The sequence below is a fragment of the Chitinophaga parva genome (assembly GCF_003071345.1).
GTDB lineage: Bacteria > Bacteroidota > Bacteroidia > Chitinophagales > Chitinophagaceae > Chitinophaga > Chitinophaga parva.
This window is the reverse complement of sequence record NZ_QCYK01000001.1, coordinates 1,841,212-1,863,121: the sequence shown is the minus strand read 5'-3', so window position 1 is coordinate 1,863,121 and position 21,910 is coordinate 1,841,212. Positions and strand designations below refer to the sequence as shown.

Sequence of the window (21,910 nt, the reverse complement as noted above, 5' to 3'; positions counted from 1 at the left end):
CTTGGGTTTTCCGCTATCTGAAATTTCTTCCGGTTACAAGTAAAATGCCTTTCCCAATGATTAACTCCGGACCCCATCACATCATCGCCATCGGCGCTTCTGCAGGAGGCATGGATGAGATCAATACATTCTTTGACAATACACCTTTGGATGGCGTGGCATATGTAATCGTGCAGCACCTGTCGCCGAATTTTAAAAGCAGGATGGTGGAACTACTGGCCAGGCATAGCAGGCTGTTGGTGCAGGAGGCAGAAAACGGGGCCGAGATCCAACCCAACCATATTTACCTGATACCGAATGACAAGTTCATGACCATTCGGAATAGCCGGCTGTTCTTGACGGCCAAAGGTCAAGAAAAAGCGCCCCACCTGACGATCAATACATTTTTCAACTCATTGGCCGCCAGCCACGGCAAGAAAGCCATAGCCGTCATATTATCAGGCCTGGGCGCCGATGGCGCGGAAGGGGTGATGGCCGTTAAGAAAGCGGGGGGCCTGGTGATTGCCCGGGACCCGGTCACGACAAAATTTCCCGGCATGCCTTCAAATACCATTGCGACGGGAACGGTGGATTACATTCTCGAACCATCCGCCATGCCTAAAGCGATCGAGAATTACGTACTGCGCCAACGGGAGGAGGAAGCGGGCATCCAGGACAATGAAAATATGATCATTTCTATCGTCGATTACATAAAGGAACAGTTGCCCCTTGATTTTTCCGATTATAAACTTACGACACTGCTCCGGCGCACCAAACGCAGGGCGGCATCCGCCAATTTCGATACGCTTGGAGATTATTACAATTTCCTCCGCACCAACCCTGCAGAGGTGGCAGCGCTGGCCAAAGATTTCCTGATCAGCGTAACCGGCTTTTTCAGAGACAGGGAAGCCTTCGAGATAATAGGAAAGGACATCCTGCCAGACCTGCTTTCACAACTGGAGCCCGGTGAAGAACTTAAACTGTGGATTGCAGGCTGCGCTACAGGTGAAGAAGTGTATTCCATCGCCATCCTGATCAAAGAACAATTGACCGGGCCATACAAAAATGTGCCCGTAAAAATCTTCGCTACAGATCTGGACAGTGCGGCCTTATTAATTGCCGGCAAAGGGCTGTATCACTGGAGCAGTGTAAAGGATATCCCGGCAGAAAGGCGGCAACAGTATTTCATAAAGGAAAATGACAGCTACAGGATAGCCCCTGTCATACGGCAAATGGTGATATTCGCCCTGCACGACCTGGCAAGGAACCCTCCTTACTGCAACATGCATTTCATCAGTTGCCGGAATCAGCCATATTTCCACCAATATTAAAACGGATGGGCTTTTAAATGACCTGAAAACCGTACAGAACAACGGTTCGGAAGTTACCCGTGAAATTGAGACTCTTGAAGGCCGTTGGTACCAAATGGTGGTCATGCCCTATTTACAACAGGTAGAAAACAGGCAAAAAGGTGTAGTCATTTCTTTCAATGATATTACAGAACTCAAGAAAGCAAAGATTGAACTGGATGAAAAGAATGAGAGCCTGCTCCGGATCAATGCGGACCTGGAGCATTTTATCCATATGGCATCCCATGATTTGATCGACCCGCTGTGCAGTATAGAGTCAAGTATAACATTGATGAACCTGGTGGAGCACAGCAATGCAGAATTGTCGCAATTCTTAAATATCATCAATTCTTCCGTCAGAAAATTCCGGATGCTGATCAATAACCTCGCCACCATCGCTAAGCTGGAAAACAATATGGCGGAGATGGGAGCCGTGGACTTTGAGGAAACTATCAGCAACGTTGAATGGAGCCTGGAGAAAAGAATAAAAGCTTCGAATGCCGTGATTACTACCCAACTGGAAGTGAAAGATATCTTCTTCTCCCCTAAAAACCTCCGGAGCATATTGTATAACCTGGTTTCTAATGCGTTGAAATTCTCCGGCCGGGAACCGCCGAAAGTACATATTCATACCCGTCAGGAAGGAAAGTATGTCATCCTGAGTGTTGAAGATAACGGGATCGGCATTCCACAGGATGGAATGAAGAAATTATTCACCATTTATGGACGGCTGGATATGAATGTTGAAGGGCATGGTGTCGGGTTATACCTCGCCAATAAAATCATACACGCAGCGGGAGGAGATCTTAAAGTAGAAAGTACGCCTGGGAAGGGCAGCAAATTCAGCTTCTACTTTAAAATCAATTAAAAATTGTCATGTATATTAACGAGCGGTATATGCCGGCTCATGTGAGGAATTATTACATTCGTTGCATGTCGCATGAATAGACTACCTTATCTAGAGATGCAACAATTTGATGCGGTTATTCTTTCACTCGTTGTGCTGGTTGCTTTGTCGACTTTGGAGGGGAAGGTAAAATTCCCATTCCCTATCTTATTGGTGATTACTGGAGTATTCCTGGGCTTTATCCCCCAATTCCCCATCCTCATGCTGGACCCGGACGTGGTTTTCCTGATTTTCCTTCCCCCATTGCTATTCGACGCGGCGTCACGGACCTCCTGGCACGACTTCAGGAAGGACATCCTGCCCATCTCTACTTTGGCCATTGCACTGGTATTTTTCACAACGGTTATCTTAGCATTGACGGCCCATTATTTCATACCGGAGTTCACCTGGCCTTTGGCCTTTTTACTGGGCGCGATCGTATCACCTCCTGATGCTGTAGCTGCAACGGGGATAACCAAAGGATTGGGGCTTAATAAAAGGGTCGTGACCATCATTGAGGGAGAGAGTCTCGTCAATGATGCCAGTGCCCTCATCGGCTACCGGTTCGCCTTGATAGCCGTGAACACCGGTTCATTTGTGCTCTGGCAGGCCGGCCTGCAATTCATCCTGCTTGTTGCAGGGGGAATTTTGTGCGGGATCGCGACAGGGTATATTTTAGTGTGGATGCATAAGAAGATCACTCACAACTCCATTACCAGTACCAGCCTTACTTTACTAACGCCTTTCGTTTCTTACATCCTGGCGGAACGGTTGCATGTTTCAGGCGTATTAGCTGTAGTGTGCACGGGTCTGTTTATCGCCTGGCGCTCGCCAAAGATATTTTCGTACCAGACCAGGATACGGTCGAAGTCCGTTTGGGACACATTGATATATATCCTGAACGGATTCATCTTCTTACTGATCGGCCAACAGTTACCCGATACGCTAAAAGAACTGGAAGCATATTCGTTGCTGGTGTTGCTGGCTTATGGCCTCTTGATCAGCGTAATGGTGATCGTTGTTCGTATTATGTGGGTTTTTGCCACGGCATTTTCGTACAAATTAATTTGGGAAGATGTCAAAACTGGCGCTTCAATGGAGACGCAGGATGAATCAGCGACTACCTGGAAGAATGTACTAATAGTGGCCTGGACCGGAACCAGGGGTATCGTTTCCATGGCTACCGCACTGGCATTGCCGATAACATTGATGGGAGGTGCCCATTTGCCGCACCGTTCTTTGATTTTGTTCCTGACATCCGTCGTTATTTTTGTAACGCTCGTGATTCAGGGAATGTCTCTTCCCCTCATGATAAGGATTTTAGGTATAAAGCCCAATTTGCAGTCCGATAATGAGGAAAAGGAATTACAAAAATTCGTTCTGCAAAGCATGCTGTATTTTATCGAGCATGAATTTCCTATACCCTTGGAAGAAAGTATAAAGCGCCAGATCAAAGCTGCGTATGAAGAAACCCTCAGTCAGCTGCAGCGAAAAACAAGAGAAGGCAAAATCACACAGTCCACAAACCTGGATGAAGAGCCCTGGTTAACGGTTCCCGTAGCTCCCGTATTATTGGCTCAATTGGAGATTAGTAAATTCCGGCGGAAACTATTGCTCAAGCTTCATAAAGACAGCAGTTACAATTACCAATCCATCAGAAAACTGGAGCAACAATTGGACCGCGACGATCTCAACCTTAACGATGATTTGAAGAGAGACGATGAATAGCCGGCAGGAAATAATGGTATTCGTCAAAGTTCACTATTCCAGCCTTGGCATTCCATGATTGCTGGAAGCCTGCCAGTTCATTGGCAAGTGCTAATGTATCTGTAAGATTGCTCATGGTTTCCTGTTAAGCAGTAGCAGTTTCTAATTCCGGAGCTAAAGGCCAGTCGACAGGAATGTTGGTTAAGGCGTGCAAATAATTGGTGATGATTTTATCACCGATGATGATAACTACGTCTATCAGGTTTGCTTCTGTATAACCGGCAGCGTAGAAATTTTCCAAAGCTTCTGCACTTGCATGGCCGCGATGCTCGGTAGTGCTTTTTACCAATTTGGCCAGCGCATCCAGTTTAGCATCAAAATTTATACTGGCTCTGCGGATATCCAAAATCTGCCCGTCTGTAAAGCCGTTCATTTTGGCAAGTTGCGTATGTGCGCTCAGGCAATAAGAACAATTGTTTACTTGGCTAACCACCAGGTTAATTACTTCACGCTCTTTAGCACGAATAGAAGATTTTCTGTTTTGAAGGACCAGGTAATCGCTCAACGCGGTATCTGAGTGACCAAAGATGGCATACAGGTTCGGCACGAAGCCTACCATACCCTTCAGGTTGTCAAAAATAGCTTGGTTAGCTGGAGATACTTGTTCTTTGGTTGGAATGGTGAAACTTTTCATGATGTTCAGTTATTAAGATTTTCATTTTGTCTTTTGACATTACAAAGGTGCAGCTAAGTGCCAGGCTAATGAATAGAGAGACTTCCCGATGGCATGTAAGATTTGCTCAAAAAATATTTTCGCCAAATAGGTGGCCCTTTAAATACCCGCTTACCTGCCACTGGCGGAGCGATTTAAGGCACAGGCAGAAAAATATCAAGCCCATTAAAAAAGGCCTCCCTGGATTAAGGAGACCTTCTTATACTCATTTTTTTGTAGATCATAATGTTCTCAAACCACCGTCAGGCAATAGTTCATCGCTGGCCATAAACTTTGAAACACCAGAAGCGAGCAACTTTCGATCATCAGAGGCGCGGTAAAGAAAGCCTTCAGCCATCCTTTCTGTAGTGCCCATTCGTTAATAGGGGTAGCCTGCGCCATAACAGAAACTTTGTGCCGTTGAGCGGACGGCTGCTTTGGCAACGGCGTACGCTGCAGTGGCTGGCAACTTTTTTGTTCTATGCTGTTTAAGCAATACAAAGGTGCATACGCTAAAATACACTTCCTGCCGGCATGGAATTATTGCTCAGTAGAATGCAAAGAGCCTTTAGCGTTCCGGAAATCGGACGGTGCAAAACCCGTTTGCTTTTTGAAAAAGTTGCTGAAATAAGCGGCATCGTCATACCCCAGGTCATAAGCGATTTCCTTGGCCGATTTATCAGTGTACATCAGCAGCCGCTTAGCTTCCATTATAATCCTGTCTTGTATCACGGTAAGCGGAGATTTGTGATTGTATAAAGCGAAGTAGTTAGCCAGTGTTTTGGGGGATTTATTAAGCTGATCGGCATAAAACTGTACAGTGTGCTGCTTGCGGTAATTATTTTCAACCATCAGGTTAAATTTACGCAAAACGTCCAGTTTGTCTTCGGTTAAGGCCTGTTCCTTTAAATACTGCTGCTTAGCTAAACGGGTGATAATGATGATCAACCGCTTGAGCATCACTTGCAGCATATCCCGCTGTATGGCATCCTTGTCTTCAAACTCATCCATGAAAACCTGGAGAAGCAGGTGCAACTTTTTTTGTTGCTGTTCATCCAAAACTATGAACATGGTTTCAGATGAGCCATAAAATAAAAAACCCACACAGCTGACTTCCTTATCGTGGTCCACAATGCAATAAAAATTGCGGTTGTATTGCCAGGCAATAATTTGCCCGGGATTTTCAAACGTAAATGTCTGATTCACCATCAGCGGCAGGATCGTTTGAGCGGGAAATTGATATTTGATGCCATCTATAGTAACCGCCTGGGCAGGTCCGTCATTCCAGGCAATGGTTAAAAACTTGTCTTTACGATCCCGCTGGAAAAATAACCTGTCAAAGTTTACTTCATGTAAGGTAAGATGTAACTCACCTGCAGAAATGGGATCGATATAGTGGAGCTCCATGTGATTTTATTGTGAAAGTAAATGCAAATATAGTTATTGCGTAATACACCTGCATCTAATCCATGGGGCAAAATAGCAGCAGTGCTTATCCCGAATCGCGTAAATGGGGGCAATGAGCCATATAGTAAATAATTAATGAGCCAAACAAACAGGCAGATCAAACAAAAAGGGATAACCATTTCATGATACAGGGAATATTACATACAGCTTAGTTAATCTAAAAAGGAAAAACTCTGCGTCTCGAACTCGATTTAAACTTTCCTTCAATCCCGGCAAGCATCATGCAGCTTATTTTAACGCTAACAATTACCGGATCTGATTAAGGCTCATGACTATGATCGATCCATCTAAATTTCGGTAGACTAATTTAACAAATCCGTACGCCTCACTGAAATAAGCGATGAGTGAACTGTTGCCTTTCGCCGTAACGGCAACGCTCTTGACCTTTATTACCTCTACCTTACCGAATGGTAATTCCAAAGTCTCTTTGCCTTGTTCCACGTAAGTACAATTTAGCTTCAGGTTGCCCTTCCAGTTGAACGCTTTAAACTCGGGCCATTTTTTCCCCAGGTCGAGGCTCCAATAAAAAGTCTGGCCTTGCTTAAACGGCAGTTTCACATACGGAAAGGGTGAGAGCTGCAAGATCTCCAGGGCATGGAAACGAAACGGGTGTAACCAAACATTGGCTTGGTTCTCGACAACCCCTGTCAATTCGGTATCCAGGGGTTTCAGATTAGGATTATAATGGTAGAGAAATATCTCCGTCTGGTCATAATCCGGCTTGTCCATCATAATAGGGCCGATCTTGCCCAGCGTTTTGATACCCAGGTAGGCCACCGTATTACTATCCTTTTGCATTTTCGCGACATACTTCCAGTTCTTTTCGCCACCAGCTTGCGGCGAAATCGCATATTTCAACGTATCGGGGCCTTTAATAATAAAGTAGTTATAGACGTAAGTTTTACCCGCAACAAATATTTTGTTGTCATAATTGTACGGATTGAGGCCTTCATCGTTGGGCATTTTCTTTTCGATAAACAGACCCTGCTTTTGGGCCAGCGCGGCACTGCCGGCAAATAGCATCAAACAACTCAGCAAGCAAAAACCAAATAAGCTGATCTTCATATCATTTCTAAAAAAATTAACCGATTTAGTTACTCCTTCAAACTTTCCAGCTCCTTTTTGCCATTCTCGTTAGCCGGGTTTAAGGCGACGGATCGCTCATACATTTTCCTGGCCTCCCCTTTCTGACCATTTAGCAACAATTTAACCTTACTTTATTTACCTCGATTTTTAAACTTACATACTTCCTGAAATAGTCCTAAACCGGGACCTTGTTCACATTTGGTTTTTATAACGGCAAGGAAACATTGCGTCTTGTGACTTCTCGTGATTATCGTGATCAGTCAGCGAAAGACGCAATTAATAACAAAATCTCTAAACTAAGGCTCAAATTCCCGGTAGTAGATATTAACTATATTATTTTAAACTGTCAAGTTGAAAACTAAGTATTCAACCTTATCAGTTTGCCCAATGTGCGATTATTAAAAGGGAATAAGGGATTTCAAGTTCTTTTTTCAGGTTATGAACTGTAAATTTGAATTGAGATTCTAATTTCTCTTTTAACTGTTCAGAGGTCATACATTTTTTTATCAATATACCGATTTAATCTGAAGCTTATTTTACATCGCATTCTCTATTGTGAATAGATCACGAAATTTCCTATGTTAGTTCAGTATATAATTATTTTATCTTAATAAAAGATTCAATTCTTTTAAACCCTTTGCTATTATTTATATACCATATGCCCTCTTGATATTTAATCTCGCATATAGGATAGCATATATCTAACGGAATTTTAACATAATGATGCGCATTAGATAGAAAAATTGCAATTTCTCCAGTTCGCCTTTCTAACTTGACATCAAACTCTATTCCAGTATATTCCATATCATTGTATGGGTAATTATTATTATATATTGGAATTCGCCTATCATCGTTTCGGTCTGAAACTATTATAACAGTGTCTTCATAATTGCCCCACAAAAACACTTTAACCTTTCTGCACTTCTGAACTGATAGATCGAGCGCATTAGAGGTATCATAACTCACAATAGGAGTATCCAATTGATATCCTTCCCTTGCCCACTTAATAAATTTGCCAGAAGTGCAATTCATAAATACCACCGGAATAACAAACACTGTTAAGAGTAAAAGCTTTAATCCTCTTTTAGAAAATTTCGTTGGTTTCATATCTTACTCTTTATTTGTAGCAGTAGTAGCATTTGTTTTAGGTGCGCTTAGCTCCTCAGGCGTCCATAAAGATTTCTTCTTTATTTGTTCGTTAATATATTCCAATTGCTTCATCAGAAGTTTACTCCCATTGTTATTACGAAGATACCCATTCGGATTTTCACCAGAATTCAAGAGATTTTCATGTATAGCTTTTTTATCCTTAAAAAGATACCCTTTCTGGTTTATACTGGGAAATGCCTCAATTTCTTCCTGATTGAGTGACCATGGATGATTCAGTCCTAGAGAATGACCTGCTTCATGTCTAAATGTTAGACTTAGATCTTCTTTTGACACTTCTTTTCCATCGACAGTTATCCCAACTTTCATAACAAACCCATTCACTACTCCACTTGTTTCTCCTGCGTCCAGAGATGTTTGAGTCAAAATCGTATTCCCTATTTGTTTTGTAGTAGTGCTGGTCTTTCTATCATCAAAATGCAAATAGGCGATATTGCCATCATTGTCGCTTGGAGAGTTATAATCAAGAAAAACCGAGGTAGTTGTAACTTCACTCGGCATTAACATTGGCGGATGAAAATTTGTATATGTTGCTTCAACTGATGCTGCAAAAAGTTCTGCCTTAGTTTTAATTGCATCCGGGTTTGTGATGATTTTTGAATCATTAATAACTTTAATCCTTAATACATTGTTTGTCAAAAGAGTAAACCCTTGACCCACCACATAGTCCAATACATTACTTTGGCCCCACTCCTTGCCATCTATATCGATTCCATCTATAGGTCGGTTACTCGAAAATTGATACGGCGTTAAGCCTGGATATTGTGCAGATAAAGGGTCAAGGCTCAAAAACCGGCCTACCCTTGGATCATATATCCTCATTCCATAATCCTGCTGATTCCCTTCACCCTTTATCTCATTATCATTCTCCTTCCCGTTAAAGCCATAGCGATATTTATTAGCTGAACTAAACGACCTCTCTGGCATTAATAATCCAAATGGATAATAATCGCTGGCGTCAACAACATCCGCGGCATAGTAGGATATCGTTTCATTACCATTATCCATGACCGTCCTTTTATCACTCACGGTAACCATTACATTCCCACGATGATCTACCAGTTCATATAACTTTTCATCCCGTTTGTAATTCACAGTATAAGCAAAACCTATACCTCCAGATAAGTAAGTAATTGCTGTAGGTGCATCCGGATAAGCAATTTGAAGCATATGTGCAACCATATCCTTATCAGGTAACATCAAACCACTTATTTTACGCTCAATATCCTGTTGTTGACGCTTTAATTGCGCCTCAGCCAATGATAATTGTCTTTTATTCTCCACCCGGTAAGTTTGAACATACAAACCAGTATCCTGCCGATGAAACAGGGCGGTTGTTTGGAGTAACGCTTCCTGCACTTGCTGACTTTGCAGTTCCAGCCACCCTCTATAAAGCAGGAATACGTCATCTTTCGATTTTAACAAAGAGGTATATTTCCCCGGTTTCAAGGGCATACTGTCTACAACATGATCCTGCCCGCCATAGACAAACATTTTTAAAGAATCCTGCCGGCACAACACAATCTTAGCAATAAAACCCAGCGGAGAGGTACTATAATAAATAGTCGTATCTGGCTTATTCACCATCTTTCCAGCAAGGGACTTACGAAGTAGAAATTCTTCATTCCTGGATAATAATGAGGGAGATAAGCTGTTAAACAAACATAATTTTAGATACTGCTTTTTAAAAATGCCTTCAATGGCCATTAACTGTTGCAATGTGCTATGTGCAGATTGAACAGCAACAGAATTATAGATGATCCGGCGATTATAACTTGTATCTTTTAAAGCCAATTTACCTAACTTTCTGTATTCCGCCACTGCATCGTCCAGATACACCTCATTTTCAAGGCATAGCTCCCTGTAAAAACTAAAAGGATCAATAGCATTTGAGGAAATCTGCACAAATTCTGTCTCCTGTAATTGCACAGAATCATAAGCAGTGCCATAACAAGTAAACCAGTAAAGCCGCCTACTCGTCTTATCCAGCACCGCCATGTTCACATACATGTTGGACGCCGGCTTCCTTCCAAATATCACCAGATCCGGCTGCCCATTAGCGGCCTGTCTTAAAAGTGGGGCAATACGCGGGTCAGTTCTAACATCTATTTGTGCCTGTACATTTCGACAAACAAACAGGCATAACAAAGCAATCAAAAGGGATAACCATTTCATGATACAGGAGATACTACGGGATTTATACGTGGGTTAAATTCGCAAGCATTTCATTTGCTTACTCTTCAAATATATAGTATAATCCTATATTTTTCCAAACACAAAAAAGCCTCCAAATCTCTCGACTTGAAGGCTTATTCTTTAAAGCTTGCGGACCGGACGGGACTCGAACCCGCGACCTCCGCCGTGACAGGGCGGCATTCTAACCGACTGAACTACCGATCCAAACTTCTTCACAACGACTGCTAGTCCATTGACCATCAGTATCTTACCGTTGTCCCGTTTTGGGATTGCAAAGATAGCAACAAAACTTTCATTTCAGCAAATCTTTTTTAAAAAAATTTCTATCCCCTATCTTTACATCCGTCTTTAACCTTTAGTACCTGGAATTATGCAATTTCTAGATTTCGAAAAACCTATCGCAGAACTTTACGAACAGCTTGAAAAGCTCAAGGAAAACGGCGATAAGTCCGGCGTTGACGTCTCCGCCACCGTACGCGAATACGAACAAAAGATCGCGGCCACCCGGCAAGACCTCTACGCCAACCTCACCTCCTGGCAGCGCGTACAACTCAGCCGCCACCCCGAAAGACCTTACACACTCGCTTATATCGAAAGAATGACCACCAACTTCGTGGAGATCCACGGAGACCGCAACGTGAAAGACGACAAAGCCATGGTGGGCGGCTTCGCCGAACTGGATGGGGAAACCATCATGTTCATCGGCCAGCAAAAAGGTGTCAATACCAAAATGCGCCAGATCCGCAACTTTGGGATGGCCAACCCCGAAGGCTACCGCAAAGCCCTCCGCCTCATGAAACTGGCAGAGAAATTCAATAAGCCCATCGTTACCCTCATCGATACCCCGGGCGCCTACCCGGGCCTCGAAGCCGAGGAAAGAGGCCAGGGCGAAGCCATTGCCCGCAACCTCTTTGAAATGATCAAACTGAAGGTACCTGTGATCTGCATCATCATCGGTGAAGGCGCTTCCGGCGGTGCCCTCGGCATCGGCATGGGCGACCGCATCTTCATGCTGGAAAACAGCTGGTACACCGTGATCTCCCCGGAAAACTGCTCCACCATCCTCTGGCGCAGCTGGAACTTCAAGGAAAAAGCAGCGGAAGAACTGAAGCTCACCTCCGACTACATGAGCCAGTTTGGCCTGGTAGACGGCGTGATCGCAGAACCACTGGGTGGCGCCCACACTAACGTGGACGAAGCCGCCGCCATCGTGAAGGCCAAGATCAAGGAAACACTCGCAGAACTGAAAAAGATCGATGCCGAAACCCGCATCACGCAACGCATCGACAAGTTCTCCGGCATGGGCTTTTACGACGAACGCTAAAATTTATTTAGAGAAACAATACCAATTTCCAATCTTTGCACTTCCCGCTATCGGGATATCAAACATTGGCCCCGCCAGCCCTTGGCGGAACTACACTTTTTTATGACACTACAGGAACAACTGAGAGGTACCGGCGTAGCGCTCGTCACCCCGTTCAAGGCGAACGGCGCTATCGACTGGAATGCATTGGAGAAAACGATCCAGCATGTAATTAGCGGCGGTGTGGAATACGTGGTGACCCTCGGCACCACCGGTGAAACTCCCACCCTTTCCAGCGACGAAAAGCTGGACATCATGAAGTTCACTTTCGAAAAGGTAAGCAAGCGGGTTCCTGTGGTAGTCGGCATCGGCGATTACAACACCGCAGACGTGATCAAACGCCTGGAAACCTGCCCCCTGGACGAGGCTGCGGCCATCCTCAGTGTGGCCCCTTACTACAGCAAACCCACGCAGGAAGGTATTTTCCAGCACTATAAGGCTATCGCCAAAGCATCTCCCAAACCCATCATCCTGTACAATGTTCCGGGCCGCACCGGCCGTAACATGACCGCCGCCACTACCCTCCGCATTGCGAAGGAAGTAGAGAACGTGGTAGCCATGAAGGAAGCCAGCGGCGATGTGGTGCAGTGCATGCACATCCTCAAGGACCGCCCCAGGGACTTCCTCGTGATCAGCGGTGACGATGCCGTGGCCATGCCGCAGGTAGCCACCGGCATGGACGGCCTCATTTCCGTAGCTGCCAACTGGTACGCGAAAGAGGTATCCGACATGATCCGCGCCACCCTGGCAGGCGACCTGGCCACCGCCCGCAGCCTGCAATACAAGCTGCTGGATGGTTTTGAACTGATGTTTGCCGAAAACAATCCTGCCGGTATCAAGGCCTTCATGGCCATTGGCGGCCTGCTCGAAAACGCTTTCCGCCTGCCGGTGGTCCCCGTTTCCGACAGCCTTTATCAAAATATTGAAGCCTACATGAAGCAATTCTAAATATTGCTGCAAGATCTGGTTAAAAAGACCCGTTGTGCCACGCGCATAACGGGTCTTCCTTTTAAAGACACATCCCCGCAAATGCCCGTCCCTGCTCAAAAAGCGCTAACTTTATCCCTGGAACCATGTAAACCCGCAGGCACGTTAAAATGTTATCAGAGAATACTTATTTCGTATTAACTACCTACAGGCGTAAATCTTACTTTTATCCATATGAACACGTTTTTACAAATACATCCGCTGGATAATGTATTGGTAGCGTTGCAAGACCTGGAGCAAGGAACGCAGATCAGCTTTGAAGGGGCCACCATCTCCCTGTTACAAAAAGTGCCCGCCAAGCATAAATTCCTCGTACAGCCCCTGCAACCCGGTGATGCCATCCGCATGTACGGCGTTACCGTAGGCAAAACCCTCCGCGCACTCAGCACCGGTGAATTGATCACCACCGAAAATATTCAACACGACGCAAACGCCTTCCACGAAAAAGACAGTAACACCCAGTGGCAGGCGCCGGATATCAGCAAGTGGCAAACCCGCACCTTCCAGGGCTATACCCGCCCCGACGGACAAGCCGGAACCCGCAACTACTGGCTGGTAATTCCCCTGGTATTTTGCGAGAACCGCAACGTGCAGGTGATCAAAACAGCCTTTGAAAAAGGCCTGGGCTTTGCCCCCGAAGAGATCTACAACGAGCAGGTGAATGACCTGGTAAATTTTTATAAAAACAACAACCTGGAGGCCATCCGCAATTACGCGCCGGTGCCACCAGCCGCCCGGCCCAAACGGCATCCGCTTTTTGCCAACATTGATGGCATCAAGTTCCTCAGCCACGAAGGCGGCTGCGGCGGCACCCGCCAGGACGCGGAGGCCCTCTGCGCCCTGCTGGCCGGCTACATTCACCACCCTAACGTGGCCGGGGCCACCATCCTCAGCCTGGGCTGCCAGCACGCGCAGGTATCCCTGCTGCAGGCTGCCCTTGACAAGCTGCACGCCCAAAAGCCCCTGCTCATTTTTGAACAGCAAAGGAGCCAGTCGGAATTTCACATGCTCTCCCAGGCCATCCGGGACACTTTCCTGGCCCTGGTGGAGGCCAATAAACTGGAGCGCACGCCGCAGCCCCTCTCCAAACTGACGGTGGGCCTGGAATGCGGGGGCTCCGATGGCTTTTCCGGCATTTCTGCCAATCCCGCAGTGGGCCATGCCTCTGACCTGCTGGTAGCCCTGGGAGGCAAGTCCATCCTCTCTGAATTTCCCGAACTGTGCGGTGTGGAGCAGGAACTGATCAACCGTTGCGTGAACAGTGAAGTGGCGGGCAAGTTCATCCGCCTCATGCGCACCTACGAAGCCGCCGCCAAACAGGTGGGCTCTGGCTTTGATATGAACCCCTCACCCGGTAACATCCGCGATGGCCTTATCACTGACGCCATCAAAAGTGCAGGCGCTGCCAAAAAAGGCGGCACCTCGCCCATCACCGCAGTGCTGGATTACACGGAATACGCCACCCAGCCCGGCCTCAACCTGCTTTGCACCCCCGGCAATGACGTGGAAAGCACCTCTGCAGAAGTAGGCTCCGGTGCCAATGTGGTACTCTTCACCACCGGCCTGGGCACCCCCACGGGCAATCCCATTGCCCCGGTGATAAAACTGGCCACCAATACCCGCCTGGCCACCCGCATGCCGGACATCATTGACATTGATACCGGCAGCATCATCAGCGGCCAGCGCACCATCCCGCAGGTAGGCGAAGACATCCTGGAATGGATCATCCGCACGGCCAGTGGCGAGGTACAGACCAAAGCGGAGCAGCTCCACCAGGACGATTTCATTCCCTGGAAGCGCGGGGTGAGTTTGTAGCCAATGCATTTTTTTACATAAGCATTACCTATCACGGCATCTAAAGAAGCAATACCTCCTATTTAATTAATCCGTAATCTATTCATAATGAATTGATTACGGATTAATTTTTCTGGCAGCTTTTCCTGCCGGTGCCCATCCCCCGCTAACTGTTACATTTTAAGTTACCTTTGCATCCTTAATTCACAACAATGAGTAAACACGGTAAAGTGCTGGTAGCCATGAGTGGCGGTATTGATAGTACCGTTACCGCGCTGATGCTGCATGAACAGGGCTATGAAGTGGTGGGCATCACCATGAAAACCTGGGACTACGCATCTGCAGGCAGTAGCAAAAAAGAAACCGGCTGTTGTAATCTCGATTCCTTTAACGATGCCCGCGCCGCCGCTGTGCATCACGGTTTCCCGCACTTTGTGCTGGATATCCGCGATGAATTTGGCGACTTTGTGATCAATAATTTCGTAGACGAATACCTGGCCGGCCGTACGCCCAATCCTTGCGTACTTTGTAACACCCACATCAAATGGCGCGCCCTCCTGAAACGGGCAGACGCCATGGATTGTGCATTCATCGCTACGGGCCACTATGGCCAGATCCGCGAGGAAGACGGCCGCTATATACTGAGCAAAGGCCTGGACGAAACCAAGGATCAAAGCTATGTGCTCTGGGGCCTGCAGCAGGATGTACTGAAACGCACCCTGCTTCCCCTGGGTAAATACCGCAAAACAGGGATCCGCCAGATGGCCCACGATTTCGGTTACCCGGAACTGGCCAAGAAAGCAGAAAGCTACGAGATCTGTTTTGTACCGGACAATGACTACCGCGGCTTCCTGAAACGCAAGGTAGACGGGCTGGAAGAGCAGGTGGACGGTGGTAATTTTGTACTGCGCAATGGCACCATCGTAGGCAAGCATAAAGGCTATCCTTTCTACACCATTGGCCAGCGCAAGGGCCTGGACATTGCCCTGGGCAAACCGGTATTTGTAACCGAGATCATCCCGGAAACCAACACCGTGGTGCTGGGCGATGAGGCGGACCTGGGCAGGTCTGAAGCCCTGGTGGCCGGTATGAACTGGATCAAGTACGACGGCGTTACCGATGGCATGGAAGCAGTGACCAAGATCCGCTACAAAAGCCCCGGCGCCCTGAGTAACCTGTATAATGAAGACGGCAGGATCAAAGTGCGCTTCTATGAAGAAGTGAAAAGCATAGCCCCCGGCCAGTCTGCCGTGTTCTATGATGGAGATGATGTAATAGGCGGCGGCATTATACAGCGCATGCCCAAACTGGACTAACAAGTTAGTGGCTGCTAATACACCACATGTATATATACAACGCGCCTGCTGCTCTTTGCGGCAGGCGTTTTTGTTTGTACTTTAGGCATATGCAACTGCCTATGATGCCTTACCGGCTACTGGTACTCCTCCTCTTTTTCCCATTGGCCACACGGGCCCAGGCCCCACGTTACGTCATCAGTTTCACGGACAAGGGTCATTCCCCCTACAGCATTTCCAATCCCTCCCCCTACCTGTCTGCCCGCGCCCTGGAACGCCGCCAGCGCATGCATCTGGACATAGACAGTACAGACCTCCCGGTTACTGCTGCCTATACAGACAGCCTGCTGGCCGCCGGCAATGTAAAGCTGCTCTATACCTCCCGCTGGTTTAACCAGGCCATCATCCAGACCAGCGATGCCGCCGCCCTGCAAAAGATCCTGCAAATGCCCTTTGTAAAAAGCAGCAGCGCCGCCATGCAGCGTACTAACGCTAATGTATATACGTCAAAATTCAACAGCCAGCGCACTGCCGCCATCACTGAAACCGCCCCTTCCGACTACGGTAACGGCTATACGCAGATACACCTGCATAACGGGGGATACCTGCACAACAAGGGCTACACCGGCCAGGGCATGCTCATTGCCGTGCTGGACGAGGGTTTCCCGGGGGTGGATACCAATGCCGGTTTTGCGGCGCTGCGCAATGCAAATGGGATTGTACAGACCTTTGGCTTCAGCACTGCCGATGCCAATGTGTACGCCAGCGGCATCCACGGTGCAGAATGCCTGTCCATCATGGCGGCCCACCTGCCGGGACAACTCATTGGCACCGCCCCGGATGCCCGGTACGCCCTCTATCAAACCGAGGAAGCCGCCACGGAACAGCCCATCGAAGAAAACAACTGGGCCGCCGCCGCTGAGCGGGCCGATAGCCTGGGCGCCGATATTATTTCTTCCTCCCTGGGCTACAGCACTTTTGATAACCCTGCCTATGATTACACCTACGCAGACATGAATGGCCGTACCAGCCTGGTGTCCAAGGCCGCTACCATGGCGGCCCGCAAAGGCATGATCGTGGTAAATGCCAACGGCAACGAAGGCAGCACCGCCTGGCATTACCTCACCACGCCAGCGGATGCCGACAGCATCCTGGCCGTAGGTGCCGTAACCAGCACCCGCATGCCGGCAGCATTTTCCGGCTACGGACCGGCGGCAGACGGGCGCATAAAGCCGGATGTAGCAGCCATGGGCCAGGCCACCGCCCTGCTCAATACCAATGGCAGCGTAGTGACCGGCAACGGCACCTCCTTTGCAACGCCCGTGATGGCAGGCTTGGTGGCTTGCCTCTGGCAGGCATATCCCCAGGTGAGCAACATCCGCCTCCTCCAGGTGATCCGCGCCTGTAGTGACCATTACACAGCACCGGATAGCCGCGTGGGTTACGGCATTCCCGATTTTAAACTGGCCTTTGATACCCTGGCTAAGGTCACCGCGGCAGACAGTGCCCTCATTGCCCAGCGGCTGGACAATGGCACTTTGCGCGCCCTGCCCAATCCCTTCACTACTACCCTGCACATCTACTACGCCGCCCATGGCAATGACCCGGTGCAACTGGCCCTCTACAATGCCCTGGGCCAGCTGGTACGCCGGCAAACGGTGGCCGCACCTGCAAATGGCCTGGGCACCACGGAGTGGAACGATACCGGTAGCCTGGCTCCTGGCCCGTATTTCCTGCACTACGTGCAAGGCTCTGCGAGGGCCGGCACTAAACTCATCAAGCTAAATCAATAACACTGCGCTGACAAATAGCAATCCCGCCCACCGTAACTTTGCGGCCTCGATCAACGTAAGGACATGAACGCACCAAAAAGATTCAAGGAAGAACATAAGACGATTGCCACCCTGCTTGCCTTTGCCCTCATTCCATTGTCGGGCTTTGCCATAGACATTTATATTCCTTCCCTGCCCAGCATGGCCGCGGATATGGGCGTGAGCAACATCCAGGTACAACTTACCATCAGTATATTTTTGATCAGCTATGGCCTGTCCCAATTGTTTGTGGGCAGCCTGGTAGATAGTTTTGGCAGGTTCCGGCTCAGCATGTGGGGGCTGGCCCTCTTTGCGCTTGCCAGCCTGGTGATTGCCAATACACACAACATCTACGTGGTGTACGGCATGCGCGCCATTCACGGCCTCACCGTGGCCCTGGTGGTAGTAGCCAAACGCGCGTTTTTCGTGGATGAATACAAGGGGGAAAAACTCACCCATTACCTCAGCATTTTTACCATTATCTGGTCTACCGGCCCTATCCTGGCGCCCTTCCTGGGCGGGCACCTGCAAACGGTGTGGGGCTGGCAGTCTAACTTTTATTTCCTGGCCGGCTTTGCCACGGTGATAGGCGTGCTGGAATATATTTACAGTGGGGAAACGCTTAAAATATTTGCGCCATTCAAACTGGCCGCTATCCTGGATACCTATGCGCGCATGGTGCGCACCGCCAGTTTTACCATGGGCGTGTTGATGCTGGGGGTATCTTACTCCATGGTGATGATCTACAACATGACCGGCGCCTTCATCATCCAGCACCACTTTAATGGCAGCCCGGTAATGTCTGGCAATGCGTCCCTGATACTCGGCATGGCGTGGATGACCGGCGGCTTCATTGGTAAGGCCACCATCCATTATCCCTTCTTTGAAAAACTGGTGTACAACCTCGGTATACAGATCCTGCTGGTCATTGCCATGATCGTGAGCATCCACTACATGGAGAACCTGTACACCATGATCGGCTTTGCGTTCCTCATCCACGTAACAGCGGGCTTCACTTACACCAACTACTTTTCCTACTGCCTCAGCAAGTTTCCGGAAAATGCCGGCATCGCCAGCGGCCTTTGTGGTGGCATCAACTACATGGTAGTATCGCTCATGAGTTACCTCATCGTCACCGGCCTCCCGGCAAAAGATGAGCGCAACCTGGGTTTCAGCTATGCAATGCTGATCTTCCTGGCCGCGCTCATTATGTTTGGCGTATATCGCTTCAATAAAAGAAAGTTAGTTGTTACCCCTTAACAAACCTCACGGCAAACATACTATCCGCTCCCAGCGTCATGCCCTGTATCAGGCCACCTTCCCGGGCACGCAGGGAAGTATTGGTTTCCAGCCAGCGCACCATGTTCTCATTTTCTGAAGCAAATACGGAGCAGGTGATGTAGACCAGCTGGCCGCCCTTTTTCAGGTAAGGCACTACGTTGGTAGTAATGTTGCGCTGCAGCATTTCATACTTGCGCAACTGGCCTTCCTGGAAGAAGAACAAATTCTCCGGGGAGCGCGCCCAGGTGCCGGCCCCGCTGCACGGTGCATCCACGATGATCCCATCAAACATCTGGGGACGGAAATCATCATGCTTAAACGGATTGGAGAGGTCCATCACGTACCCCCGGTAGCCATCTATGCGGGCGTCGCGGAAGCGGTGGGCCAGGTTGTCCAGGATAGATCTGCGTATATCCGATACCGTTAGTTCCACATCGGGAAATTTATCCCGCAGCAGGATGGACTTGCCGCCACTGGCAGCGCAGGCATCCCACCAGGACTCACCATTGTGTGCTTTGAACAGGTGGCCGGTTTGCTGGGAAGCGGCGTCCTGCACTACATACCAGCTCTTCTCTGTGATGATGTTTTCAATACGGGTGCCATTAGGCATGGCTATGCAACCCTCAAAAGGAATCTCAAACGGCACTTCGTTTTGTTGCAGCAGTTGCACGATGGCAGCCTGCTTGCCCCGCCGTGCCCGGATAAACACTTTGGGCTGGCTCAGGAAAGAGCGCACAAAGGCCTGCACATCCAGCCCCTCGGAAAGATATTCCGGAAAGGGGAATATATCACCGGCTGTAATGCCCGCCAGTTGCAGCTTTTCATCGATGGGCAGTGCTGTTTTTTCATTCCACTCCGGCTTCAGTAAGGCCAGGATGTCATTGGGTGTCTGCTCGCAGATAAAAGTGCCGGCCAGTAATCTTTCTTCCACGCGCAGGCCTGGCTTGTTCCAATGCCCCAGGCGATAATAATGATATACCAGCTGGGAGATCCAGCGCCGGTCACGGCTGCCCATCTGGGGATTTACTTTGAAAAAATCTTTGAGGTAATGGTGCAGGGGCAGCTTCCCGTCGTACGACGTGATCACTTTTTCTGCGGATAAGATATAAGATTCCCAACGGGTCATGTGCTCACAGTTTTAATACAGCGCAAGGAGCGCTAAAAACGCGAAAGGTAAAATGCGCCTGCATTTTACCTTTCACAAATATGGGAAGGGCAGTTACTACAGCTTCAGCAGGGCCTTTACGGGGTCCTTGCCAAAAAGCAACTGTTCCGGGTTTTCCAGCAGTTCCTTCACTTTTACCAGGAAGCTTACCGACTCACGGCCGTCAATGATGCGGTGGTCGTAGCTGAGTGCCAGGTACATCATGGGGCGGATCACCACCTGGCCGTTGATGGCCATGGGGCGGTCCTGGATCTTGTGCATACCCAGGATGGCGGATTGCGGCAGGTTAATGATCGGGGTGCTCATGAGGGAACCAAACACACCACCATTAGTGATGGTGAAGGTACCACCGGTCATTTCATCCATGGTCAGTTTATTCTCACGGGCCTTGGTGGCCAGTTCTACTACTTTCTTTTCAATATCTGCCATACCCAGGCTTTCCGCGTTCCGGATCACCGGTACCACCAGGCCTTTGGGGGCAGATACCGCGATGGAGATATCGCAATACTCATGGTACACCAGTTCTTCCCCGTCAATATAGGCATTCACGGCAGGGAATTCCTGCAGGGCGTAGCACACGGCTTTGGTAAAGAAGCTCATGAAGCCCAGGTTCACTTCGTGGGCTTTCTTGAACACCTCCTTGTATTTGGCGCGGATGTCCATGATAGCGGTCATGTCCACTTCGTTGAACGTGGTGAGCATGGCCGTGGTATTCTTGGCTTCCACCAGGCGGCGGCTCACGGTTTTACGCAGGTTGCTCATGCGCTCGCGACGGTCTGTGCGGCTGAAGAGCTCCTGCCCGATGGCCACACCCGGGTTTTGCAGGGCGGCAAATACGTCGTCCTTCATGATCTTCCCATGGGCGCCGGAACCGGTGATGCTCTTGGGATCTACGTGCTTATCCGCTATCACGGCGGCAGCTACCGGGGAGGCTTTAATATCGTTGGGGATGGCCGTTACAGGCGCCTGCTGTGCCTGGGGCTGTGCAGCCGGTGCGGCGGTGGCGGCGGGAGCAGCTGCAGGAGCGGCTTTGCCGGCCGGGCGAGCTGCAGCAGTATCGATCTTGCCTACAATGTCGCCGATCTTCAGCACGTCACCTTCCTTGGCTACGCGTTGCAGGGCGCCGGCTTCTTCGGCATTGAGCTCAAAGGTTGCTTTTTCAGATTCGAGCTCGCACACAACTTCGTCGCGCTCTACATATTCATTATCGGCCTTTATCCAGCGCACGAGGGTCACCTCGCTGATGGATTCGCCAACGGTGGGCACCTTCAGGTCTACCACGCCTTTGTTCACCGCGGGTGCAGCGGGTGCCGGGGTGGGCGCGGGCGCAGCAGCAGCGGGGGCCGGGGCGGGTGCAGGCTCACTGCCTGCCGGAGCGGCGGCATCGGTGTCTATGCTGCCCACTACATCGCCTATCTTCATCGTGGCACCTTCTACGGCCACAATGTGAATGCGGCCTGCTTTTTCTGCATTCAGCTCAAAAGTGGCTTTCTCAGATTCCAGTTCACACAGCACCTCGTCCTGCTTCACATAATCACCATCCTTCTTCAGCCATTTCGCAATTGTTACCTCGCTAATAGATTCTCCTACCGTCGGAACTTTGATTTCGATAATCATATGTCAATAGTTGTTAAACGGCCTGCAACGTATGCTGCAGGCCTGATA

The 21,910-nt window shown here is 48.9% G+C and carries 16 protein-coding genes and 1 tRNA gene; 9 read left to right on the top strand and 8 right to left on the bottom strand.

Annotated features, from left to right (window positions below):
- Positions 1–56 precede the first annotated feature (56 nt).
- From DCC81_RS25685 to DCC81_RS07840, 3 genes are all read left to right on the top strand, one after another.
- Positions 57–1,310, top strand: a complete 1,254-nt coding sequence (locus DCC81_RS25685; RefSeq protein ID WP_108685996.1) for a chemotaxis protein CheB — start codon at positions 57–59, stop codon at positions 1,308–1,310.
- Positions 1,267–2,196 (top strand): sensor histidine kinase, encoded by a 930-nt coding sequence (locus DCC81_RS25680; RefSeq protein WP_317047837.1) that lies wholly within the window; start codon positions 1,267–1,269, stop codon positions 2,194–2,196. Before DCC81_RS25685 ends, DCC81_RS25680 begins: the two co-directional genes overlap by 44 nt.
- A gap of 96 nt (positions 2,197–2,292) precedes the next feature.
- On the top strand, positions 2,293–3,942 hold the full coding sequence (locus DCC81_RS07840; RefSeq protein ID WP_108686512.1) for a Na+/H+ antiporter: 1,650 nt from the start codon (positions 2,293–2,295) through the stop codon (positions 3,940–3,942).
- Positions 3,943–4,066: 124 nt separating this feature from the next.
- Here the strand turns inward: DCC81_RS07840 and DCC81_RS07835 are convergent, their stop codons facing one another.
- The 6 genes from DCC81_RS07835 to DCC81_RS07810 form a co-directional block, all read right to left on the bottom strand.
- Positions 4,067–4,615 carry a carboxymuconolactone decarboxylase family protein gene (locus DCC81_RS07835; protein ID WP_108685994.1) on the bottom strand — a complete coding sequence of 183 codons (549 nt, stop codon included), beginning with the start codon at positions 4,613–4,615 and terminating at the stop codon, positions 4,067–4,069.
- A 558-nt stretch (positions 4,616–5,173) separates the two neighbouring features.
- Positions 5,174–6,040, bottom strand: coding sequence for a helix-turn-helix domain-containing protein (locus DCC81_RS07830; protein ID WP_108685993.1), 867 nt, complete (start codon positions 6,038–6,040; stop codon positions 5,174–5,176).
- Between the two features lie 306 nt (positions 6,041–6,346).
- Positions 6,347–7,165: a hypothetical protein gene (locus tag DCC81_RS07825; protein ID WP_108685992.1), complete on the bottom strand. Its 819-nt coding sequence runs from the start codon at positions 7,163–7,165 to the stop codon at positions 6,347–6,349.
- 618 nt (positions 7,166–7,783) lie between these two features.
- On the bottom strand, positions 7,784–8,293 hold the full coding sequence (locus DCC81_RS07820) for a hypothetical protein (protein ID WP_133177599.1): 510 nt from the start codon (positions 8,291–8,293) through the stop codon (positions 7,784–7,786).
- 3 nt (positions 8,294–8,296) lie between these two features.
- On the bottom strand, positions 8,297–10,528 hold the full coding sequence (locus tag DCC81_RS07815) for an RHS repeat domain-containing protein (protein WP_108685990.1): 2,232 nt from the start codon (positions 10,526–10,528) through the stop codon (positions 8,297–8,299).
- A 151-nt stretch (positions 10,529–10,679) separates the two neighbouring features.
- Positions 10,680–10,753 (bottom strand) — tRNA-Asp (locus DCC81_RS07810).
- A 166-nt stretch (positions 10,754–10,919) separates the two neighbouring features.
- Between DCC81_RS07810 and DCC81_RS07805 the strand changes: the two genes are divergently transcribed.
- The 6 genes from DCC81_RS07805 to DCC81_RS07780 all read left to right on the top strand — a co-directional run bounded on the left by DCC81_RS07805 (position 10,920) and on the right by DCC81_RS07780 (position 19,059).
- The gene (locus tag DCC81_RS07805) at positions 10,920–11,873 is read left to right on the top strand and encodes an acetyl-CoA carboxylase carboxyltransferase subunit alpha (RefSeq protein ID WP_205686268.1); all 954 of its coding nucleotides are present in this window, start codon (positions 10,920–10,922) and stop codon (positions 11,871–11,873) included.
- Between the two features lie 102 nt (positions 11,874–11,975).
- Positions 11,976–12,860 carry a 4-hydroxy-tetrahydrodipicolinate synthase gene (dapA, locus tag DCC81_RS07800; RefSeq protein WP_108685988.1) on the top strand — a complete coding sequence of 295 codons (885 nt, stop codon included), beginning with the start codon at positions 11,976–11,978 and terminating at the stop codon, positions 12,858–12,860.
- Positions 12,861–13,073: 213 nt separating this feature from the next.
- Positions 13,074–14,714, top strand: coding sequence for a UxaA family hydrolase (locus tag DCC81_RS07795; RefSeq protein WP_108685987.1), 1,641 nt, complete (start codon positions 13,074–13,076; stop codon positions 14,712–14,714).
- A 191-nt stretch (positions 14,715–14,905) separates the two neighbouring features.
- On the top strand, positions 14,906–16,009 hold the full coding sequence (mnmA, locus tag DCC81_RS07790; protein WP_108685986.1) for a tRNA 2-thiouridine(34) synthase MnmA: 1,104 nt from the start codon (positions 14,906–14,908) through the stop codon (positions 16,007–16,009).
- Positions 16,010–16,098: 89 nt separating this feature from the next.
- Positions 16,099–17,781 (top strand): S8 family serine peptidase, encoded by a 1,683-nt coding sequence (locus tag DCC81_RS07785; protein WP_165806480.1) that lies wholly within the window; start codon positions 16,099–16,101, stop codon positions 17,779–17,781.
- A gap of 63 nt (positions 17,782–17,844) precedes the next feature.
- Positions 17,845–19,059, top strand: a complete 1,215-nt coding sequence (locus DCC81_RS07780; RefSeq protein ID WP_108685984.1) for an MFS transporter — start codon at positions 17,845–17,847, stop codon at positions 19,057–19,059.
- On the opposite strand, the gene DCC81_RS07775 is transcribed toward DCC81_RS07780, so the two are convergent.
- Positions 19,049–20,206, bottom strand: coding sequence for an RsmB/NOP family class I SAM-dependent RNA methyltransferase (locus DCC81_RS07775; protein WP_108685983.1), 1,158 nt, complete (start codon positions 20,204–20,206; stop codon positions 19,049–19,051). The genes DCC81_RS07780 and DCC81_RS07775 overlap by 11 nt on opposite strands.
- A 96-nt stretch (positions 20,207–20,302) precedes the next feature.
- Complete coding sequence (gene odhB, locus DCC81_RS07770; protein WP_108685982.1) at positions 20,303–21,862, bottom strand: 2-oxoglutarate dehydrogenase complex dihydrolipoyllysine-residue succinyltransferase; 1,560 nt, start codon at positions 21,860–21,862, stop codon at positions 20,303–20,305.
- Positions 21,863–21,910: the final 48 nt, after the last annotated feature.